This is a genomic window from Acinetobacter sp. LMB-5 (assembly GCF_001541635.1).
In the GTDB taxonomy this organism is placed as follows: domain Bacteria; phylum Pseudomonadota; class Gammaproteobacteria; order Pseudomonadales; family Moraxellaceae; genus Acinetobacter; species Acinetobacter pittii.
Window position 1 is genome coordinate 1 of sequence record NZ_LRDR01000002.1, and the last position, 20,201, is coordinate 20,201.

Genomic DNA, 20,201 nt, shown 5'->3' on the forward strand with positions numbered 1-20,201 from the left:
TTATAGATGATTAAGATCCCTTTGCAATACCTTTTTTAATATTAGTGCAACAACAGTTCGCTTTTTAATCAAAAATGATAAAAATAGTCATTTTTTATATAAACATGGTTGTAAAAGCATCAATTTATCTAAAATTTTCTCGTCTTGATTCTTTTCTTGCCATCTAAGTGGACGACAATCAATATATTCACAGTATCCCCCCTCTCCTTGCAGACACTGTTCATTCCAGCTTAATTGATATTGAAAGCTTCCCACATATCCAGCCGCCAAACCAAACTTATAGTCACCACGGCTTTGTGCATAAAGCTCAAAAATTATTTTCCCATTTTTCTCACATTGCCAAGAAAACTCCCTTGGCAAGTACATCTCTTTACCATTCGGTGTTTTAACCTTTGGATAAACTCGGTGGATATGTAAATTTACGTCTTCTGTAAAACTTTCAACAGGCTTCCCAAATTCTTGAATATCTAATCTTGAACATAGGATAATATTCCACTGATTTCTTATTTGTAAGAATGCAAGCTGCGTCGTTTCATTTAAGTTAATAATTTGGCATGTATAGAAACATAAAGATAAGAACGGCAAGTGCAAAGCTCGCGCGTGTTTAAATCGTCCCAACCCTTCAATTTCATATTTCTGTCCTTTATAAAAAATTTCACCTTCACATACACATAGTGTTGACCAATAGTCAGAAACACCCCACTGCAAAGCAGAGGCATTAGATATATTTTCTGGAATCTGAATCGTAAGATCACACCCCATTTCTGGGTCTAATCTCTGAAGGCGAATCACGGGAATTTGCCATTGAATCAGATCGGTTTTATCAAATTGATATAGCGTCGAATCAAACTGGCATTGGCGTCGAATAGAATATGTTTTTAAATGTCCCACACTATGTTGGCTATTACTTACAAGCACTGTTGCAGTGTCGATAGCTGAAGTTGTAATGCTATGGGCGTTATAACACAGAGGAATACGTGGCTGTCCCACTAAACTAATATAATTAAAATAACGAAGTGGGGTTGGTAAATTTGGAAGGATCAAGCCTTGATAAACAATTTTAAAAAAGCCACGAGAAGGTTGATACACAACCCCCTCTTTAGCATTAGGGCCCAGCTGCTGTAATTGATTAATTTCACTTATCAACTTAGGCATACTGAACCTCTTCTATTTTATGTTTTTAGTGTTTCATTACTCTTGCGTGCAAATAAAGTCGTAACAAAACCAGATAGAGCATAAATAATTGAAACTGTCAAAATGCCCATTGGAATATTATAAGTGATTGCCGCAAAAATCAGTACTACTGGCAACATAACTACAAAAGGAACGCGTTTACGATCCATCTGCTTGAAAGAATAATATTTAATATTGGAAATCATGAGTAATCCCACAATTACCATAAGAACAGCATTAATAGTTTGAATCGCAATATCACGTAAATCAAAAATGAAAGGATAATCGCGAGCAACCCAGACGAGTGAAATAATGATAATAGCAGCGAGTGGACTTGCAATGCCGATAAAATAACGCTTATCAACAACGCCTATTTGCACATTAAAACGCGCTAGTCGGAAGGCTGCGCAGGCTGTATAAACAAAACAACAAGCTAAACCAATACGACCTAAATCATGCAAACTCCAGCTATACATCAGCATTGCTGGAGCCACACCAAAAGCTAACAAGTCTGAGAGAGAATCATATTGTTCGCCAAAAGCACTTTGTGCGCCAATCGCTCGAGCAACTCGACCATCTAAGCCATCCAATAGCGCTGCAATAAAAATGGCATAGATCGCTTGGTTAAAATCCCCATTCATACTTGCAATAATGGAATAGAAACCGGACAACAGAGCAGCGGTTGTAATTAAGTTAGGCCAAAGATAAATACCTCGGCGCTTCACTTTTTGTCCTTCCGGATTATCTTCTTCTTCAACCACTTCAAATGTAATCCCATCAAATGAATGTTCATTATGAGTTAAATCTTGCTCTGGTTTAGGCGCATTTGTCATTATTTTCTATTCCAAACATGTGCATTGATTTAAGTTAACTGTTACTCACCTACCAACCAGCGAACAGCAGCATGACCACCAGTTTCTTGCATGCGAAGATGCGGGAATAACCACTGTAGTGCTTGGTCTGCTTGTTCAGAGAACTGCCAAGGTGGGTTAATTACTAATAAACCACAACCATTTAGACCTACAGGTGTGTCATCTGGCCATACACAAATTTCACAAACTAACTGACGGCGAATACCCGTTTTAAACATTTTCTTTTCAAAACGTTCAATCATCGCTCGATCTTTGATTGGATACCAAACTGCAAAAACACCCGTTGGCCATTTTTTATAAGCTTGTTGTAAAAGTTCAACTAATTGCGGAAAGTCTTTACGTTCTAATTCGTAAGGAGGGTCGATCATAACCAGACCGCGCTTTTCTTTTGGCGGAATTACACCGAGCAAGCCTTCATATGCATCACGCTCATGTAAACCTGCACGTTTATCACGAATGTTATGGCGTAATTGCTGAAATACATCGCGCTGCATTTCAAATATAGTCGCCTTGTCGATTTCACGCATGCCTTGCAAAGCAAACCAAGGAGAACCTGGATAACTCCCCTTACCTTCTTCAGAACGCAATTGTTCTACTAACTTCAAATATTGCTGGATTGCTTCAGGTGCCTGACGCTTTTCCATTTCAGATAGTTGAACTAGACGATGAATGCCTGTGAGAAACTCTCCAGACTTTTGTGCAGGTGCCAGAGATAAATCATATTTGCCTGCCCCTCCATGCGTATCGATATAACGATAAGGTTTATCTTTAGCATTTAAACGGTTGAGCAGCTGTAGCAAAAGCACATGCTTCATAACATCTGCAAAGTTGCCCGCATGGAAATGGTGACGGTAATTCATGTTGACTTTAATTCCTCAATTCAACAAATAGTTTAACATGAAAAAAATATTCTTTCGTAAGGTTGTGATCATCTAAAATAGAGCTGCTTGATATTTTTACGATCTACTCGAGGTTATATGCGTTCTCACTCACTTCCTGATTCATGGAATTTGGATCAAATTTTAGATGATTTAAATGCGCATGGCTTTGCCATTATAAATCAAGCATATCCAGATCAATATCGCGCACAGGTTTCTCAAGAATGTAGCCATCATATGGATGAATTTAGAGAAGCAGGCATTCAAAACGGCGTTGTAAGCAATATTCGTAGCGACCATATTCTCTGGATTAATGATCAGCTCCATATTGCTCAGCAACATATTGAAACCTTAACTTTATTTTCACAAAGTCTAAATCAAGCATTCTATTTAGGGATTAAGGAGGTTGAAGCTCATTTTGCTCGTTATAATTTGGGTGAATTTTATGCTTTACACCGAGACAACCCTCAACAAAAAAATGATCGTATTATCTCAACTGTCTATTATCTACATCCAGAATGGCAAGAAGATTGGGGTGGACAATTACGACTGCAAGATAAAAATGAGAAATGGCATATTGTTAATCCTGAACCCAATCGACTGGTAATATTTCAAAGTGATTTATTACATGAAGTATTAATTTCAAAACAACAAAGACTCTCTATTACAGCCTGGCTTCGTAGTGGAAATTCCATTTGGGTCTAAAGGTTACTCTTTAAATTTGGTAAATGAACCCGATATAAGAGCTATTGATTAAAAAAGGTGATGGCGTATGTCTATTGAAAGTAAAACAATTGTGAACCGAATTGGTGAAACAGACCAACTTTATTTGACTGAAAATACGCCTGAGCTTGCTTTAGAGCGTGCTGAGTTACGCATGCAACTTGTAGTATTAAGTCGTGTTCGCCAAGAACAACTTCATTTCTTACAAGAAGCTATTGTCTTGCTTGAACAAGCTCGTATGGAATATGAAGAAATGCCATTGAGCTTATACCTTAATTTGTCTTTACACTTAGCCAAAGCGTATATGCTTTATTTTGAACTAAACAAAGAAAAACGTTTTGCGCTGATTACTCAACAAATTTTGAAGCCATTAGCACATCATGAACATGCTGATATCTATTTCTTCTTGGCATATGCGTCAGCAGCACGACAAGAGTCAGCATTAACCCGACATTGGTTAACTAAATATTTATCAACGTCTACATGTGATCTTGAATTGCTTCATGGCCAACCCGTATTTGACCTTGTACGTCATGAGCCATGGTATAAAGATAAATTAAAAGTAAAGACACATTAAACTCTTCATGTAATAAAGCCTGTTTTACATATTACTTGTAAAACAGGCTTTATTTTTTGAACTTATTTTTTCACACTGTCTTCATGCAGTTGTTCATTAAGCTCATCAATAACCACAATCCACTCATCATCTTTTTCCCAATGACTCTTCAAAAAATCGCTTTGACCTTTTGACCAAAAAGATGCTTCATGTAATTTTTGCTCGGCTGGCAATTGATGTGTTTTGATAAAGTTTTCAATACTAGCTTCATCAGAATCTAAACCCAACTGATCAAATAAAAGCTCTAAAGTCGGTTGCTGTTCAAACATTGTTATTCTCCTATAACTTCTTTTAAATCATCTATTAACTAATCTAACAATAAAACGTTTTTACTTGCATGATAGTGTCTATATTTTCTTGTTGCTTTTTGTGTTTGCTTTTTCAGGATTCAATAAAAAAGCACTCTAAAAGAGTGCTTTTTTAACTCATCAAACTGATGAATTATTTTACCATGTCAGCAATTGCTGCACGTTCTTCTTCAAGCTCGTTTAGAGTGAAGTTGATACGCTCACGGCTGAATTCATCGATTTCTAAACCTTGAACGATTTTGTATTCACCGTTTTCAGTTGTAACAGGGAAACCGAACATAACGCCTTCAGGAATACCATAAGAACCATCAGATGGAATACCCATAGTTACCCATTTGCCGTTTGTACCAAGCGCCCAGTCACGCATATGGTCAATTGCAGCGTTAGCAGCAGAAGCAGCAGAAGACAAACCACGCGCTTCGATGATCGCAGCACCACGTTTACCAACAGTTGGAAGGAATACGTCTTTGTTCCAAGCTGGATCGTTGATTTTGTCTTTTAAGCTTTCGCCATTTGCAGTTGCAAAACGGTAATCAGCATACATTGTTGGAGAGTGGTTGCCCCAAACTGTTAAGTTTTCGATGTCAGCAACTGCAACACCAGCTTTTTGAGCAACTTGAGTCAACGCACGGTTGTGGTCAAGACGCAACATAGCTGTGAAGTTTTTCGCTGGAAGATCTGGAGCAGATTTCATTGCGATGTAAGCGTTAGTGTTTGCAGGGTTACCTACAACTAATACTTTAACGTTACGGCTAGCAACTTCGTTTAATGCTTGACCTTGGCCGATGAAAATTTCACCGTTAACTTTTAACAAGTCAGCACGTTCCATACCAGGACCACGTGGACGAGAACCTACCAATAATGCGTAGTCAGCATCTTTAAATGCAACTTTCGGATCATCAGTCCCGATCATGCCAGCCAATAAAGGGAAAGCACAGTCATCAAGTTCCATCATTACGCCTTTAAGCGCTTGTTGTGCTTTTTCAACTGGAACTTCAAGCAATTGTAAAATAACAGGTTGATCTTTACCTAACATTTCACCGCTTGCGATACGGAATAATAAGCTGTAACCAATTTGACCTGCAGCGCCAGTCACGGCAACACGAACGGGTTGCTTCATGTAATTGTCTCCAATGAGTGTCCTTAATCGGGCTAAATAGGAATTCCATCTAACCAAATCATCATAAACGGCAAAGATTGTACTCTAAAGATTTGGCAGATGCATGTAAAAGCGACTCGTTTTCACCAAAAGTCTGATAGAAAATACAAATTAATCTTTACAAATAGATTCAATGTATGGTCAGCATTTCCTTACGAAATGTTCGTAAACTTTAATAACTACCTTTAATCATGATTTCACCAGGGCAATTCGATACCACATGATTTGCACACTGTTTATATTGGCCCTTTACCGTGTAACAAACTTTCACTTCCGTTAAGACCACATCCGAACGTGATAATTGACAACTAAAACGGATACCATTTTGAGGTAAGCTCGGATTAAGACGTACAAACTGCTGTCTTAACGCGGATTGCTGCATTTCAACATTTGTTGAACTTGTGAGACTAGCCGGAATTTTTAAACGTTCAGCAAAATTAATAACCGTACGGAAATATTGGCTTGCATTCATAGGAACGCATCCGCCTACACTTTTCCATAGCTGTACACGAGCATTATTATCAGGCATAACCCGAGCCACGACTTTGGCTTGCAATGGAGACAAGGTTGCAGAACTGTCTGTTGAGCAGTTACTTTGGTTTGTTTCCGGCATGAGGCCTGTAATTGTCAGTGAATATCCTTCAAGACATTTACGTTGTTTTTGTTTAGAGGGATCTAATGCACATGCGGCAGGTGTCATTTGCACATGCATAACATACCCCTGTAAATTAACAGGTTCGGCATGTAAAACGGAACTCACCAACCCTACTCCCGCACAGATGAGCCACCATGCAAGTTGCAAAATTGAACGAAGTTCCAAATATCTATATTTCATTTAATTAAAACTTGAATATGCCAATTAAAAGAAGATCCATCATCAACTACCTTAAAGTTAAGGCGACGTACGCATTGGAATGACTTTCATACGCTGCGATAACGACTGGGCGCCTTGCCCCAATATTACGCCGTAATGTGTTGCATTCGTCATAACGTGCTTGACGTAGTCTCTGGTTTCTAACAATGGAATTGTCTCAGTATATTGGTCAGCCGAAATTGATTGATAGTCCGGCTGCCAACGTCTAGCCCGATTAGGCCCCGCATTATAACCTGCTGTCGCCAAAACAGGGTTATTGCTTAATTGTCCCTGAATCATCGACAAATAAAATGTTCCATATCGAATATTGGTATTCATTTCATTTAATGCAGCCGGATTATAAGTTTCACCCATTTGACGTGCAATCAACTTCGCCGTATCAGGCATAATTTGCATAAGACCGCCCGCCCCAACGTGAGAACGCGCAGAAGTAACAAACCGACTTTCTTGACGCATTAAACCATAAGCCCATGCAGGATCAATTCCTGCATTGTAACTATGACTTACGACATTAGTCTTATGAGGAGTCACATAGCGATAAGTATCATTATGCTTATTTGTTGTACGATCTGCTGCATAAATTGCACGGTCATACCAGCCCATGTCATGAGCACGCTTTGCCGCAGCTAAAAGTAAACCATCATCGTGCTGAAGATATGCTTGACGAACTGCCCAATTCCACTCTCGATTCGTGTAAGTTGGATTTGCATTAATACGTCTTAAAGTAAAAGCACGATTAAAGTGAATATTCTGATCTAAACGTCTTAAATCACTTGCCGTTGGCTGATCATCATAAGGTTGATGGTTATAACGTTCACCTAAGCGATCTTTTGCTAAAAGGTTATGATAGTCATCACCAGCCTGAGCTAGTTTTCTATAAATTTGTTGTGCTGTTGCTTTAGAAGCACTATCACCACGCTGCTCTGACGCACGAGCAAGCCAATATTGCCAGCGATCTTCTTGCTTTTGGGTTACCGTCATACTATCAATAGCGCGAATTAAACTTTCCCACGCCCCAAAACGAATCGCCTGACGCGCATAAATTTCGGCTTCTTCCGGACTTAATGGATAACCATAACTTGCATCAAAATATTGAAGAACTTCACGATTAAAATTATTTTTCATTACCGTGGTGCCACCAATATAGGCTACCGTACGATATAAATATTTTTGTACATTTTGTGGCGTACCTTGGGCAACACGCTGCACATTTGAAAAAGCATTACTTAAGTCATTATTAGCTAAACGCCCTAACGCAAAAATCAAATAAGCATAATCTGCATCATTTGTTTTAGGCGCACTCCATAAATAATTGAGTGGGTTGGCCTGAATTTGGTTAAGCTGGGCCAAAGAAAGATTCAAGCCCAAAGTTTGTGCTGTCGCGAGCGCCTGTCCCGACAAACCTGCACGCAATTGTACCCATAGACGCTGTTGTTTATCTTGTGCGCTCATTAAAGGGCTAGATAACATCATGCGTCCTAAACCTAAGCAGGATTCTGGTTGTGACTCAGTTGCTAACCAAACATCTTTATATTCAGCAAAAACTAATGCATCACCACTTCTCGCCCGCACCTGTGCCAAAGCACAATTTTCGGCTTGGTCAGGATTGGTGACATAAGATAAGACTGGTTGTGCAGATGCAAAGTCAGCTTGTTTAACTTTTTCTTCAACATAATCGGCTGCTAATTTTTCAGCCATTGCTGATTGTGGATAGCGTTGAGCAAAGCTTACGATAGAGGCAGTAGGTTGAAAGCCAAGGTTTGTATTAAGTTTCCAATATTCTGGATAGTATCCCAACACATCATTTTGCATAGCAAGCTGATATTGGTCTAATAACGCGGTATTACCACTATTTGCAGCATTTAGTGCATCATTAAACTGCTCTTCAGCAGCATAGGTAAATGAACAACCAAGTAAACACATAGCTCCTAACCAGCTACGATGCATATATTTATTTTTCATTACACGACTATGTATTGATGAGCTCTTTCTACTTGGTCTCATATATGTGCTAAACCCTGACTATTCACCTTCAACGCATAGTTTAATTATTCTTCGTGCTTTCTTTTGTTGTGTTATGTAACTCTATGATTCAACATCATTAAAATTCACCTAATTTACTTCACAAAAACCTTGTCATGTTCTGAAAGTTTACTGTTATCGGTTCAGCTCAAATACTGCTATAATAGATGGTTTGACCCATTTTGGGCCAATTTATTCTTTTTTAGATCGATCTGTTAGGAGCCTGCATGACGGTTCAAACCTTCATTCCCAATGGTGCCAAAGCTGCCTCAGAAAACACTGTTACCCAGCCAACGCACACCACTGATGTTTCAATAAAAAAACTTTATATTGAAACTCAAGGGTGTCAGATGAATGAGTATGACAGTCACCGTATGGCAGACCTTTTAGGGGATTCTCACGGCTACGTTTTAACGACCAACCCTAATGAAGCAGACATTCTGCTCATGAATACGTGTTCTATTCGTGAAAAAGCGCAGGAAAAAGTATTTAGTGAATTAGGTCGCTGGCGCAAACTAAAAGACAAAAACCCTGATCTTGTGATTGGTGTGGGTGGGTGTGTTGCGTCTCAAGAAGGTGACAACATTCAAAAACGTGCGCCTTATGTAGACATGATTTTTGGTCCACAAACATTACACCGTTTACCGCAAATGCTTGATCAACATAATGCTCAAGTAGAAAAACCTAAAAAAGATAAAATCAAACTAGTTGATATTTCTTTCCCAGATATTGAAAAATTCGACTTTTTACCCGAACCACGTGTAGAAGGCTTTAAAGCATTCGTTTCTATTATGGAAGGCTGCTCTAAATACTGTTCTTTCTGTGTAGTTCCCTACACACGCGGTGAAGAAGTTTCTCGTCCATTAGATGATGTACTTGCAGAAATTGCAGGTCTTGCGGAAAAAGGTGTGCGTGAAATTTCACTTCTGGGTCAGAATGTAAATGGTTACCGCGGTGAAACATTCGAAGGTGGCATCTGTACCTTCCCTGAATTGTTACGACTCGTTGCAGAAATTCCGGGTATTGGACGTTTGCGTTATACAACATCGCACCCACTTGAGTTCTCTGACGAGCTAATTCAGTGCTATGAAGATTTACCTCAAATGGTGTCACATTTACACTTGCCTGTTCAAAGTGGCTCTAATGATGTCTTACAGGCAATGAAACGAAATCATACGATTGATGTTTATATCGATAAGATTGCCAAATTAAGAAAAATACGTCCTGATATGCACTTATCGAGTGACTTTATTATTGGTTTCCCTGGTGAAACTGATGAAAACTTCGCAGAAACACTTCAATTTATCAAAGACTTAGATTTTGATCACTCGTATAGCTTTGTTTATTCAAAACGTCCAGGTACACCTGCATCAGACTTACCTGATACTACGCCTGAGCACGTTAAGAAAGAGCGTTTAGCTCAAGTTCAAAAAGTGATTAAACAGTCTAGCATTGAAAAAACTGATGCAATGCTTGGCAAAATTGAACGTGTTCTTATTGAAAAAGTTTCGGACCAAGACCCTAATATTTTACTAGGTACAGCCGATAATACACGTCTAGTCACTTTTGTAGGTGATGCTTCTTGGGTAGGTCGTTTTGCAGAGATCGAGATTACTGAAATTAAAACTTTAAATTTAGTTTACGGTGAGCTCTTGAATCTTGAGCCTGACGTGGCGTAATGTAGAGGTATTCTAAAGTCTACTGAAAGGTTTTCTCTTGACTGCAGCGATTCGACGTACCGTAACATTTCCTGAAATTTCAATGGAACGTTTAAAGAGCATCTTGGGTGCCTATAATGGGCACCTTAAGCAAATTGAACAGCGTTTAGATGTCAAAATTACTCATCGTGGAGATGTTTTTCATATCGATGGTGAGATAGATGCTGTTGGGAGAGCCGAAGCATTATTGCAACGACTCTACGAAGAGTCTGAGGTATCCCAGCAAATCAGTGCCGATCTGTTGCATCTGTTAATTCAATCTTCTCAAACTGAACGTAATTTCGAGTTAGTTGGAGAAGAAATGGATGAACATGATGCACCAATGGATGTCTATTTCCAAACTCGAAAAGGCCGTATTAACCCCCGTGGTGCCAATCAAAAACGCTACGTACAGCGTATTTTGCAAAGCGATATTTCTTTTGGTGTTGGCCCTGCGGGTACAGGTAAAACCTATTTGGCAGTTGCCGCCGCAGTAGATATGCTTGAACGTAACGAAATCCAACGGATTTTACTTGTACGTCCTGCTGTAGAAGCTGGAGAAAAGCTAGGCTTCCTACCGGGTGACTTAACTCAGAAAATCGACCCATACCTCCGCCCTCTTTACGATGCTCTTTACGAAATGCTCGGCTTTGAAAAAGTTGCCAAGTTAATCGAGCGTCAAGTGATTGAAGTTGCACCTCTTGCATATATGCGTGGTCGCACACTTAACCATTCATTTGTAATTTTGGATGAAGCTCAAAACACAACGCCTGAACAAATGAAAATGTTCTTGACCCGTTTAGGTTTTGGTTCTCGTGCAGTGATTACAGGTGATATTACCCAAGTAGATTTACCTCGAGGCCAACAATCTGGTTTGGCACATGCACTACGTGTACTCGAGAACATTAAAGAAATTCATATTACCCGTTTCCATTCCCGTGACGTTGTACGTCATCAACTTGTCCAAAAAATTGTTGAAGCGTATGAAGGTTGGGATGGTGAACAACAGCGTCTTAATGCTGAAGCACGTGCTGAACGTAAAGCACGTCAAGAAGCATTAGTTGCTGAAAACGATACAGCAGCAGACTTGCAACATCAGGATGCTTAAGGATTCATTTTGAAAATCAGTTTAAGTTTACAACAAGACTTTCAATCACCTGAGTTAGAGCTCAAACGAGCTCAACTCAAAAAAATTATTGAGACAACTTTACACCACGTTGGTTATAAAGAAGATTGTGAAATTGGAGTTGCTTGCGTTGATCTGGATGAAAGCCAGCAACTCAATTTGCAATACCGAGAAAAAGATAAACCAACTAATGTTTTATCTTTCCCAAGTGATATTCCAGAAGAAGTTCTACCAATGCTAGATGCCTTACCACTAGGTGATTTAGTTATTTGTATTCCAGTGGTATTACAAGAAGCATTAGAACAGAAAAAAACTGCCCAAAATCATTTTGCACATCTATTAGTACATGGTGTTTTACATTTGCTTGGCTATGACCATGAAACTAGTGATGAAGATGCAGAAGAGATGGAAGGCTTAGAAATTGAAATTTTAGCAAAAATCAATATTGCTAACCCTTATCAGGAATAATGTGATCATTAGTAAAATGTGGATATCCTAAAAGTTATCCACATTTTTTAATTAGTGAACCTCAAATTCAGCTTCAGCTGGGTCAAAACGCCAAGTACGTACAATACGCAACTCCGAAATATCTTTCATATTGGCATCAAAATGCCCAAATGGTGCGCCGCGGCGTACTGAAGACTTCGCTGCTTCGTCTAGTATTGAATGCCCTGAACTTTCAAGCAGACGGATTGCACGAATTCCCCCTTGAGCATTCAAAATAACCATTAAACGCACTTCACCTCTTAGCTGTTGCTGTTTGGCTTCTTCAGGGTAATAGCGATTACCGTAAAGCTCTACTTTTTCACGAAATTTATCTAAATAAATAGCTGAAGCATCTTTCTTTGCTTGAATACCATCTACTGTTTTAATTTTTTGCTGACGGCTGAAATCTTGTTGGCGTTGCAAATATTGTGCTTCAAGGCTTGCAACCATGGCAGCTTTTGCTTGAAATTGACTTTGTAGTTGTTCTAGTTCTTTTTTTCTTTGGCTTGCATCCGCTTGTTTCTGCCAACTCAAAACCGTCATTAAAACTTTTTCTTCAAATTTAAGCTCTCTTTGTTGATGAATCTTTTGCAAACTTTCTAACTCAGTATCTCCAGTTGAAGCATCATTGAGCATCGGATTTGGAGTATCACTAGAAGTCCGATGAGCTTCACGAAATGCGCCCGAGCCTTGCTGATCTGCTTGTGCCAAAAAATCTGCCTGATGAACTGGCTCATTGCTTGGCCGAATTGAAATTGCAATTTCTTTAGTAGATTGCTCTGATGGGCTAGGCATGGCAAAGTGAATGAGCAACACAAAAATATGCAGTAAGATTGCCAATATTGTTGCAGCAATAAAGACTCGGTCTTGCCACCAATGATGAAAAGGCTCTATGGATAAACTTCTTTTGTTCAACATAATCTTAAAAGCATATAAATGCCTTTTCCCCACGGTTTAATACCGAATAAAATACAAACTAATATTCAAATATGGATAAAAGTGTGATTCACTTCAAATATAGGGTTTTATCCATTTTCATTTTGTCAAAATGTATCAAGTAAATTTGCTACACTGCAATATCAAAACCCGTTTTTTATCATAATAAAGATTGTGTGGGCTCTTTAGTAAATTATCTTCTGGAAGTTCTTTTATGCAAACGCTATTTTCCTCATTAGTCAGACGCCTTCAAAAAGTCTATAAAAAAGCAGAAGCATTCATTGAGGAAGAAAGAGATTTTACATTATCGCAAACCTTTCTGAATGCTACTTTGCAACGTTATGTCACCAATAATGTTGAGTTTTTAGATGACCTGCATGCAGATCTTTATCATGACTGGTTAAGATTATATGCAACTATGCATGTAAAAGGTTTAGAAACCACACTATCGGTTGATTTAAAATTGATCCAGATGGAATTTAATAAAGAACAGCAACTTTTAGTTTTTGAACAAATTAGCAATACACAAATTATTGAAGCGAAATATAAAAACTTTTTGCAAAAGATCGCCGTAAAAGCCGCAATTTTTTATTACCATAAAATTTTGAAAAAAGACCCTTTGGGGATGATTCTTGAACGTTTTAATGTAGCAGAAGAACGCGATGAACTTATATTTATTGATCTCAACCGTTGGTTTGGCAAAAAAGCTAGCATCATCGAAACATTAGGCAAAGTACATATAAATTACGCACGAGTTCGTGAAGCTGAGTTAGTTGTATTTGGAAATGTGAATTTAGCAGCCTTACTTTCTCGTGATCAGGACGACGATTTTGAAGAAGAATTCGCGGATTCTGAAATAACGCCAATTCAGCAAAAAGATGAATAAACGGTTTATAAATGAAGATTAATTAACTGCCAAAAAACACAAATAGATTACACATTTAGCATAAATCCTGATTTTTTCTCCATGATCAACAGGCATAATATGTTTAAGTTACAGATGCATCAGCACTGACTTTTTAGTCTGTACAAGGATATTTACTTATGGCAACAAAATTTCTGAAATCATTTGGCATCGCAACAGGTATTTCAACAACTTTGCTTTTTGCAGGCTTCTCAAGCCATGCACTTGCCATGAGTCCATTTCAGGCGAATTATCAGTTTACTTACAATAATAAAGGCATGGGGTCGGCTACACGTGCCTTAAGCCAGCAAGGTAATAACTGGACTTATAAATTCACTGCAAAAGCAGGCGGAATTGCGTCCGCAAGTGAAACAAGTAAATTTAGTTTCACCAATGGTAAAATTGGGTCTCAAAGTTTTAGCCGTACCAGCAAAATTTTGATTCATAACAACACCATGAGTATTAACTTTAATCCAAATAGCAAAACTATCTCTACCAAGAAAGATGATAAAGCTCGTTCATTTGCTTGGCAGGCAGGCGTTCTTGATGAGTTAAACGCAGAGTTACAACTGCGTGAAGACTTAAAAAATGGTTCACTGAAGTCCTCTTATCCACTTGCAGATGCAAAAGAAGTTGAAAATCGTCGATTTGTAAAACAAGGTAATGAGAAAATTAAAACCTCTTATGGAACATTTGATACCATTAAAGTCGTTTTACAACACAAAAAGCCTGAACGCAGCACAATCTTTTGGCTAGCACCAAAATTAGACTATTTACCTGTTAAAGTAAGCCATATTGATGGTAAAACTTCTTATGGGTTGTTATTAACAAGTTATACAGGTAAGACGAATTAAAGCTTGCATTTTTTTGGATGCTTTTTAAAATACGCATTTGCTTTAAAAAGCATCCGTCTAGAGGATTCTCCCGTGCACGCACTAGAACAGAAAATCTTAACAGAAGGTATCGTTCTATCTGATCAAGTCTTGAAAGTCGACGCTTTCTTAAACCACCAAATTGATCCTGTATTAATGCAGCAGATTGGTAAAGAATTTGCCGCTCGCTTTAAAGATGCAGGGATTACCAAGATTATTACCATTGAAGCATCAGGTATTGCACCTGCAATCATGGCAGGTTTAGAACTTGGTGTACCTGTAATTTTTGCTCGCAAATATCAATCATTGACGTTAAAAGATGATTTATATCGTTCAAAAGTATTTTCTTTTACTAAACAAACTGAAAGTACTATTGCGATTTCAAATAAGCACCTTCATTCAACTGATAAAGCATTAGTTATTGATGACTTCTTGGCGAATGGTCAAGCAGCATTAGGATTGATTGATTTAATTCACCAAGCAAATGCAGAAGTTGTTGGTGTAGGTATTGTGATTGAAAAATCATTCCAACCGGGTCGTGATTTATTGCTAGAAAAAGGCTATAGAGTTGAATCATTAGCACGTGTTCATTCTCTTACAGATGGCAAAGTTACTTTTGTAAAAGAATAAGATGTACACCTAAAAAAGAGCGGATATCCGCTCTTTTTTATTTGCTCAAAATTAATCTAAAAGCTTTTTGGCAACCTCTCCTAAACGTTTGCCTTGAGCTTCACACAAAATCTTTTCATCCTGACTTAAGTTTTGGTCATGACGCGGTCCACTTACATGGCTTGCGCCATAAGGTGTTCCACCTGTTTTAGTGTTAGATAATGCTGGAATTGCATTTGGTAATCCCATAATCATCATCCCATGATGAAATAACGGCGGTAACATAGTGAGTAAAGTACTTTCTTGCCCACCATGCATTGAACCAGAAGAAGTAAAAACACAAGCAGGTTTATTATGTAATGCCCCGTTGAGCCAAAGACTCGTCGTTTGATCCCAAAAATATTTCATTTCACTTGCCATATTGCCAAAGCGAGTTGGGGAACCTAACGCTAAACCTGCACAATTCGCTAGATCATCTAACGTACAGTAGATATCCCCTTCTTCCGGAATGCTTGGTTCGGCTATTGTGACAGCTGGAGCAATATTTGGTACTGTCCGAATTTTCACTGACATACCCGCAGACTCAACACCGTTGGCAATTAAATGAGCCATTTCTTTAGTAGAACCATATTTGCTGTAATAGAGTACAAGAATGTAAGGTTGCATCGGTTTCATAAATTTTGTTAAAAAGAACACTATACGGGATTTTTTATTTTTTTGGCGCAACCAATTTTATGAAATTCTAGAGGTGATTGATGGTGCAATACAAAAGATAATACGAGCAAATTTCTCGGACTCATCGAGTAAAAAGTTTATCTACTTTTGGTAAACCCTTGCTTAGACAACAGAAAGCCTACTTTGTTGAAAAAAGTTTATGGCTACAATTCTTTCTATAGCACATAGTAAACTTACAGAACGACTTTAATTCTATAAGTTATTATTTTGCTTTAATCTACGATTTGAGTACTTAAGCTCATACTTTGATAAGCTATCAATCGCCCAACATGATGATTAAAAAAATCGGGATAGACGACGCATGTTACAACGTTTTTTAAGTAAACTTCCTTTTTATAATAAAACTTGGTTTCAGTTCGTTTTATATGTATTTAAGCGTTTTGAAGCTGATCGGTGCCGTGAACAAGCTGGCTCTCTCACCTATACAACGCTATTCGCAGTTGTACCGATGTTAACAGTTTTTTTAGTAATTATTTCTTCAATCAAAGCGTTAGAACCCGCAAGACAACAGCTGCAACATTTAATCTATAGTAACTTTTTACCAAAGAGTACGATCGCATTTGATAAAGCGCTAAATGCTTTTACAGAAAAATCTAGCAACTTAACCGTTATTGGTGTGCTTTTTTTATTCGTTACTACTGTCTTAATGCTGACCTCAATTGAAACCGTCTTTAACCGTATTTGGCGAGTAAAAGAAACACGCAGTGGCATTATGGGTTTTATGCGTTATTGGACTATCATTTCTTTAGGTCCGATTATCTTAGGAAGTGCATTTGTTATTTCATCAACAGTTGCATCGATGAACTTATTAAGTAATAACTTCACAGGTTATCAACTTAATGGCGCATTTTTACTCTGGCTAATTTCTTTTGTCCTCACTATTTTGGGTTTCTTCATTTTATATTGGACCATTCCCAATCGCACAGTCCCAGTTTATGCAGCAGGAATAGCGGCTTGTTTAAGTGCTGTACTGTTTGAAATACTCAAAAATTTCTTTAGCTTTGTGATGTCAAATTTCACTAGTTATGAAATTATTTATGGTGCATTTGCAGCAGTGCCAATTTTCCTTCTATGGATCTTCCTGTCATGGAACATTATTTTACTTGGTGTAGAAGTAAGTTTTGCTCTAACTGCTTTTCACTCGGGTAAAGAGCAGAAACGTCATCCTGTTTTAATGCTATTAGATATTCTCGAGCTGTTTTATAAAAAACAGAAACTCGGTGAAAGTGTAAGTGACAAAGAAGCTTTAGAAATTTTAGGTCGCGGAGAAATTGGCCGCTGGCCAGCTTATGTACTTTTACTTGAAGAGCAAAATTTGGTTAAACGTACCGATAAAGATGAATATGTTCTCGCGCGCAATTTATCCCAAGTTGACTTCTGGAGCTTTTTCACTGCTCTTCCATACCCTTTACCATTACGTGAAGATGTTCTAAATGTACACGATGACGATGAATGGATGGAAAAAATAGGACCCGCCTTGGTCGAATCTAATGATTATTTAGCAGCAAAACTTTCCATTCCGCTCTCAACAATTTTTGAAGAGAAATAAGAAAGTAGAACTCTTCAATAGTATAGACACTCTTTCCTACCCAATAAAAAACCCTATTATTAAAAAAATAATAGGGTTAAAAATTGGCAATTTTAGGAGTGGGTTATGCTTTTACAAAAGTTTCCCATGCAAAATCTTGCGTTGCACCTTTTAATGTCATTTTCAACTGATCACCTGCATGTAATGGTCCAACCCCAGCAGGTGAACCTGTCATAATCACATCACCTGGCTCTAGTGAAAAAACCTGATTAATATCAGTTAAAAGTTCACCAATAGTAAACATTAACAGTGCAGTATTACCATCTTGACGCAATTCATCATTAATATGGAAAGTGAATTTGGTCTCTTGCCAATTTGTAATTTCTTTTGTATCAACCCAATCTGCCAAAACACAAGCACCATCAAAAGCTTTAGCTCGCTCCCATGGGTGGCCTTTACTTTTCAGATCATTCTGTAAATCACGCATTGTTAAATCAAGACCTAAAGTTACTGCTCCAATCGCTTTTAAAGCTTTTTCAGGATCTGTTTCACCTTTCAAAGGTTGATCAATACGTAACACTAACTCACATTCAAAATGGCAACTGCCCCACGCTGGATTCCAAGAAATACCGTCATTTAAACCAATCAAACTACTCGGTGGTTTAATAAATAATATAGGGTTGTCAGGCATAGCATTATTTAATTCTTTGACATGATCGGCGTAACTTCTGCCCACGCAAACGATTTTTGAAGGACGTATATTCATGAGGCTTCCTTTGTTGTTGCGGCTAATAATTCCAATAATTTATTTCTTAAATGTATTTTCAAATATGGTTTGATCTGAAACCTGTGCAAATGCACGCTTTGGTACAATAATTACAGTTTTATTCTTTAGCTCAAGCATGTAAGTCAGTTTGCCTTTAGCAAAAGTTTGTACATCTGCATATTGCATCACTTGCTTACGACCATTGGCATAAAGCTCAAAGTAATCTTGATATAAGTCGATTCCCTGCTCACTCTTTCCAAACTGGTAACGAACAAATTGACGCTTAAATAACATAGGTAAAAGCCAGTAACGCATCAGGCCTTGCATCACCAGAAAAAAAACGCCTAACCCGACATAATATCGTCCAACACCAGAGAGACCTAAATAAAATCCCCAAATAATAATTGCGATACTAATTGCAGGTGTAAGAAAACGGGTAAATTGCTTTTTCCCAAATGTCACTAATGAAAATCCATCTTGTGACTCTTCTAAATTCATATAATAACGTAAAGATAAAGCTGTTTTTTGCTCAGTCATTGCACTGCATCAATACTCAATAAATCGAAACTATTAGAGCATATTCATTTCAGCTTTAAAATGAATCAAAGGCTATTTTTTATTTTGTTTAAAAGTAGAGCTTATTATGAGATTCGAAGATCAACTACGTTGCATATATAGAACGTAGATTCATATTTTTTGAGCTTATTTCAGTTTTTAAAATTTCTACAATAAGAGCATCACCTTCTTAGTGGAATGTCTCATGTCTTTCTTTGCAAAATTATTTGGCTTAAATCAAAAAGCAACAGTCTCAAAAGATGTGGTTACTCAAGCCACTCAAGAGTCCCCTCTTTTCAATCAGCCAAGCTTTTTAGAATTAATTAAAAAACGTCGTTCTATCTATTCGATTGGAAAAAATTTAAAGCATATACCTTCGGAAATTGAAGAATTGATTCAAGAAGCGGTCAAACATAGCCCCTCAGCGTTCAACTCTCAATCATCTCGCGTTGTAATTTTATTTAATGAGTCTCATCAAAATTTCTGGAATATTGTTTTAGATGTATTAAAAACTATTGTTCCTGCCGAAGCACTGGCTGGAACTGAACAAAAAATTCAAAGTTTTGCAGCGGGTGCTGGTACAGTTTTATTTTTTGAAGACCAAGATGTAATTAAAGGTTTACAAGAGCAATTTGAATTGTATGCTGATAATTTCCCAGTCTGGTCTGAACACTCAACAGCAATTGCACAATTTGCAGTGTGGAATGTATTGGCTGAACAAGATATTGGAGCTTCTTTACAACATTACAATCCAATTATCGATGAGAAAATTAATGCTGCTTTTGAAATTCCTGCTCAATGGAAACTAAGAGCCCAATTAGTATTTGGTTCAATTGAAGGCGAAGCAGGTGAAAAAGCTTTTATTGAAGACGAAAGCCGTTTTAAAACATTTGGCTAATTTTTTCAACTTCAAATCATTTAAGAGCTGGTTGCCATGAGCACTAGCTTTTAAATCGAAATAATAAAAAATAGATACAAAAAAACCGCTATATATAGCGGTTAATTTTTCAAGTGGTGCGCTCAGAGAGATTCGAACTCCCGACCCCTTAGTTCGTAGCCAAGTGCTCTATCCAGCTGAGCTATGAGCGCGTACTTGATGTTGCGCATTATACGCATTTTTTAAGGCTTAGGAAGCCTTTTTTCATCTTCCTGTCATCAAACGTCTAGTTATTAGCCATTGCTCTAGTTTACATAACTTTGTAGCTAAAATTATTGAAACATCGCTCACCAAAGATATATCTGAAATATTTTTTTTCAATTAAGTTTTATAGACTTTTTGAAGCATTTTGCCATCTATCTAGAGGATAAAGGCTACTATTTTAGTCAACATTATACAAATAATATATTTCTGGTTGAACCTAA

The 20,201-nt window shown here is 37.7% G+C and carries 20 protein-coding genes, 1 tRNA gene and 2 pseudogenes; 10 read left to right on the plus strand and 13 right to left on the minus strand.

All coding sequences use genetic code 11. The features are described from left to right. Nucleotides 1–68: 68 nt before the first annotated feature. From AW165_RS02850 to AW165_RS02860, 3 genes and pseudogenes are all read right to left on the minus strand, one after another. Nucleotides 69–1,155 (minus strand): annotated as a pseudogene (locus AW165_RS02850) (DUF6670 family protein). Nucleotides 1,156–1,172: 17 nt separating this feature from the next. Further along, nucleotides 1,173–2,006 (minus strand): CDP-diacylglycerol--serine O-phosphatidyltransferase, encoded by an 834-nt coding sequence (gene pssA / locus AW165_RS02855; protein WP_002119541.1) that lies wholly within the window; start codon nucleotides 2,004–2,006, stop codon nucleotides 1,173–1,175. Between the two features lie 41 nt (nucleotides 2,007–2,047). Continuing rightward, a complete protein-coding gene (locus tag AW165_RS02860) occupies nucleotides 2,048–2,905 on the minus strand; it encodes a 23S rRNA (adenine(2030)-N(6))-methyltransferase RlmJ (RefSeq protein ID WP_002119552.1) in 858 nt (285 codons plus the stop codon). Between the two features lie 117 nt (nucleotides 2,906–3,022). Between AW165_RS02860 and AW165_RS02865 the strand changes: the two genes are divergently transcribed. Both AW165_RS02865 and AW165_RS02870 read left to right on the plus strand, forming a co-directional pair. Then, nucleotides 3,023–3,628, plus strand: coding sequence for a 2OG-Fe(II) oxygenase (locus AW165_RS02865; RefSeq protein ID WP_060464925.1), 606 nt, complete (start codon nucleotides 3,023–3,025; stop codon nucleotides 3,626–3,628). Nucleotides 3,629–3,695: 67 nt separating this feature from the next. Then, complete coding sequence (locus AW165_RS02870; RefSeq protein ID WP_002119538.1) at nucleotides 3,696–4,223, plus strand: hypothetical protein; 528 nt, start codon at nucleotides 3,696–3,698, stop codon at nucleotides 4,221–4,223. Between the two features lie 62 nt (nucleotides 4,224–4,285). On the opposite strand, the gene AW165_RS02875 is transcribed toward AW165_RS02870, so the two are convergent. From AW165_RS02875 to AW165_RS02890, 4 genes are all read right to left on the minus strand, one after another. Next, nucleotides 4,286–4,531 (minus strand): DUF2789 family protein, encoded by a 246-nt coding sequence (locus AW165_RS02875; protein WP_002119522.1) that lies wholly within the window; start codon nucleotides 4,529–4,531, stop codon nucleotides 4,286–4,288. Between the two features lie 172 nt (nucleotides 4,532–4,703). Next, complete coding sequence (locus AW165_RS02880; protein ID WP_002119517.1) at nucleotides 4,704–5,690, minus strand: malate dehydrogenase; 987 nt, start codon at nucleotides 5,688–5,690, stop codon at nucleotides 4,704–4,706. A gap of 211 nt (nucleotides 5,691–5,901) precedes the next feature. Further along, on the minus strand, nucleotides 5,902–6,564 hold the full coding sequence (locus AW165_RS02885; protein ID WP_060464926.1) for a ribonuclease T2 family protein: 663 nt from the start codon (nucleotides 6,562–6,564) through the stop codon (nucleotides 5,902–5,904). Nucleotides 6,565–6,621: 57 nt separating this feature from the next. Continuing rightward, on the minus strand, nucleotides 6,622–8,565 hold the full coding sequence (locus AW165_RS02890) for a lytic transglycosylase domain-containing protein (protein ID WP_005067327.1): 1,944 nt from the start codon (nucleotides 8,563–8,565) through the stop codon (nucleotides 6,622–6,624). 287 nt (nucleotides 8,566–8,852) lie between these two features. Here AW165_RS02890 and miaB point away from each other — a divergent pair, with 287 nt between their 5' ends. The 3 genes from miaB to ybeY are packed head-to-tail and all read left to right on the plus strand — an operon-like array spanning nucleotide 8,853 to nucleotide 11,916. Continuing rightward, nucleotides 8,853–10,304 (plus strand): tRNA (N6-isopentenyl adenosine(37)-C2)-methylthiotransferase MiaB, encoded by a 1,452-nt coding sequence (gene miaB, locus AW165_RS02895; protein WP_002119558.1) that lies wholly within the window; start codon nucleotides 8,853–8,855, stop codon nucleotides 10,302–10,304. Nucleotides 10,305–10,341: 37 nt separating this feature from the next. Further along, the gene (locus tag AW165_RS02900; RefSeq protein ID WP_002119513.1) at nucleotides 10,342–11,430 is read left to right on the plus strand and encodes a PhoH family protein; all 1,089 of its coding nucleotides are present in this window, start codon (nucleotides 10,342–10,344) and stop codon (nucleotides 11,428–11,430) included. Between the two features lie 9 nt (nucleotides 11,431–11,439). Then, on the plus strand, nucleotides 11,440–11,916 hold the full coding sequence (gene ybeY, locus AW165_RS02905; protein WP_005804632.1) for an rRNA maturation RNase YbeY: 477 nt from the start codon (nucleotides 11,440–11,442) through the stop codon (nucleotides 11,914–11,916). A gap of 51 nt (nucleotides 11,917–11,967) precedes the next feature. On the opposite strand, the gene AW165_RS02910 is transcribed toward ybeY, so the two are convergent. After that, nucleotides 11,968–12,852 (minus strand): energy transducer TonB, encoded by an 885-nt coding sequence (locus AW165_RS02910; protein ID WP_005804631.1) that lies wholly within the window; start codon nucleotides 12,850–12,852, stop codon nucleotides 11,968–11,970. Nucleotides 12,853–13,084: 232 nt separating this feature from the next. Between AW165_RS02910 and AW165_RS02915 the strand changes: the two genes are divergently transcribed. The 3 genes from AW165_RS02915 (at nucleotide 13,085) to AW165_RS02925 (ending at nucleotide 15,276) form a co-directional block, all read left to right on the plus strand. Next, a complete protein-coding gene (locus AW165_RS02915) occupies nucleotides 13,085–13,756 on the plus strand; it encodes a hypothetical protein (RefSeq protein ID WP_060464927.1) in 672 nt (223 codons plus the stop codon). A gap of 158 nt (nucleotides 13,757–13,914) precedes the next feature. Next, complete coding sequence (locus tag AW165_RS02920) at nucleotides 13,915–14,628, plus strand: DUF3108 domain-containing protein (protein WP_060464928.1); 714 nt, start codon at nucleotides 13,915–13,917, stop codon at nucleotides 14,626–14,628. Between the two features lie 72 nt (nucleotides 14,629–14,700). Next, nucleotides 14,701–15,276: a xanthine phosphoribosyltransferase gene (locus AW165_RS02925; RefSeq protein ID WP_002119547.1), complete on the plus strand. Its 576-nt coding sequence runs from the start codon at nucleotides 14,701–14,703 to the stop codon at nucleotides 15,274–15,276. A gap of 51 nt (nucleotides 15,277–15,327) precedes the next feature. Here AW165_RS02925 and wrbA read toward each other — a convergent pair whose 3' ends face one another. Continuing rightward, nucleotides 15,328–15,930 carry an NAD(P)H:quinone oxidoreductase gene (gene wrbA / locus AW165_RS02930; RefSeq protein ID WP_212823819.1) on the minus strand — a complete coding sequence of 201 codons (603 nt, stop codon included), beginning with the start codon at nucleotides 15,928–15,930 and terminating at the stop codon, nucleotides 15,328–15,330. A 361-nt stretch (nucleotides 15,931–16,291) separates the two neighbouring features. On the opposite strand from wrbA, the gene AW165_RS02935 reads away from it, so the two are divergent. Continuing rightward, nucleotides 16,292–17,539: a YihY family inner membrane protein gene (locus tag AW165_RS02935; protein ID WP_060464930.1), complete on the plus strand. Its 1,248-nt coding sequence runs from the start codon at nucleotides 16,292–16,294 to the stop codon at nucleotides 17,537–17,539. Between the two features lie 103 nt (nucleotides 17,540–17,642). Here the strand turns inward: AW165_RS02935 and AW165_RS02940 are convergent, their stop codons facing one another. Beyond that, on the minus strand, nucleotides 17,643–18,284 hold the full coding sequence (locus tag AW165_RS02940; protein ID WP_060464931.1) for a fumarylacetoacetate hydrolase family protein: 642 nt from the start codon (nucleotides 18,282–18,284) through the stop codon (nucleotides 17,643–17,645). Between the two features lie 39 nt (nucleotides 18,285–18,323). After that, nucleotides 18,324–18,821, minus strand: a complete 498-nt coding sequence (locus tag AW165_RS02945; protein WP_060464932.1) for a YcxB family protein — start codon at nucleotides 18,819–18,821, stop codon at nucleotides 18,324–18,326. Between the two features lie 223 nt (nucleotides 18,822–19,044). Here AW165_RS02945 and AW165_RS02950 point away from each other — a divergent pair, with 223 nt between their 5' ends. Further along, nucleotides 19,045–19,737, plus strand: a complete 693-nt coding sequence (locus AW165_RS02950; protein WP_060464933.1) for a nitroreductase family protein — start codon at nucleotides 19,045–19,047, stop codon at nucleotides 19,735–19,737. 114 nt (nucleotides 19,738–19,851) lie between these two features. On the opposite strand, the gene AW165_RS02955 is transcribed toward AW165_RS02950, so the two are convergent. Then, nucleotides 19,852–19,928: transfer RNA gene (locus tag AW165_RS02955), tRNA-Arg, on the minus strand. Nucleotides 19,929–20,019: 91 nt separating this feature from the next. Then, nucleotides 20,020–20,136 (minus strand): annotated as a pseudogene (locus tag AW165_RS20040) (hypothetical protein); the annotation flags it as partial. Nucleotides 20,137–20,201: the final 65 nt, after the last annotated feature.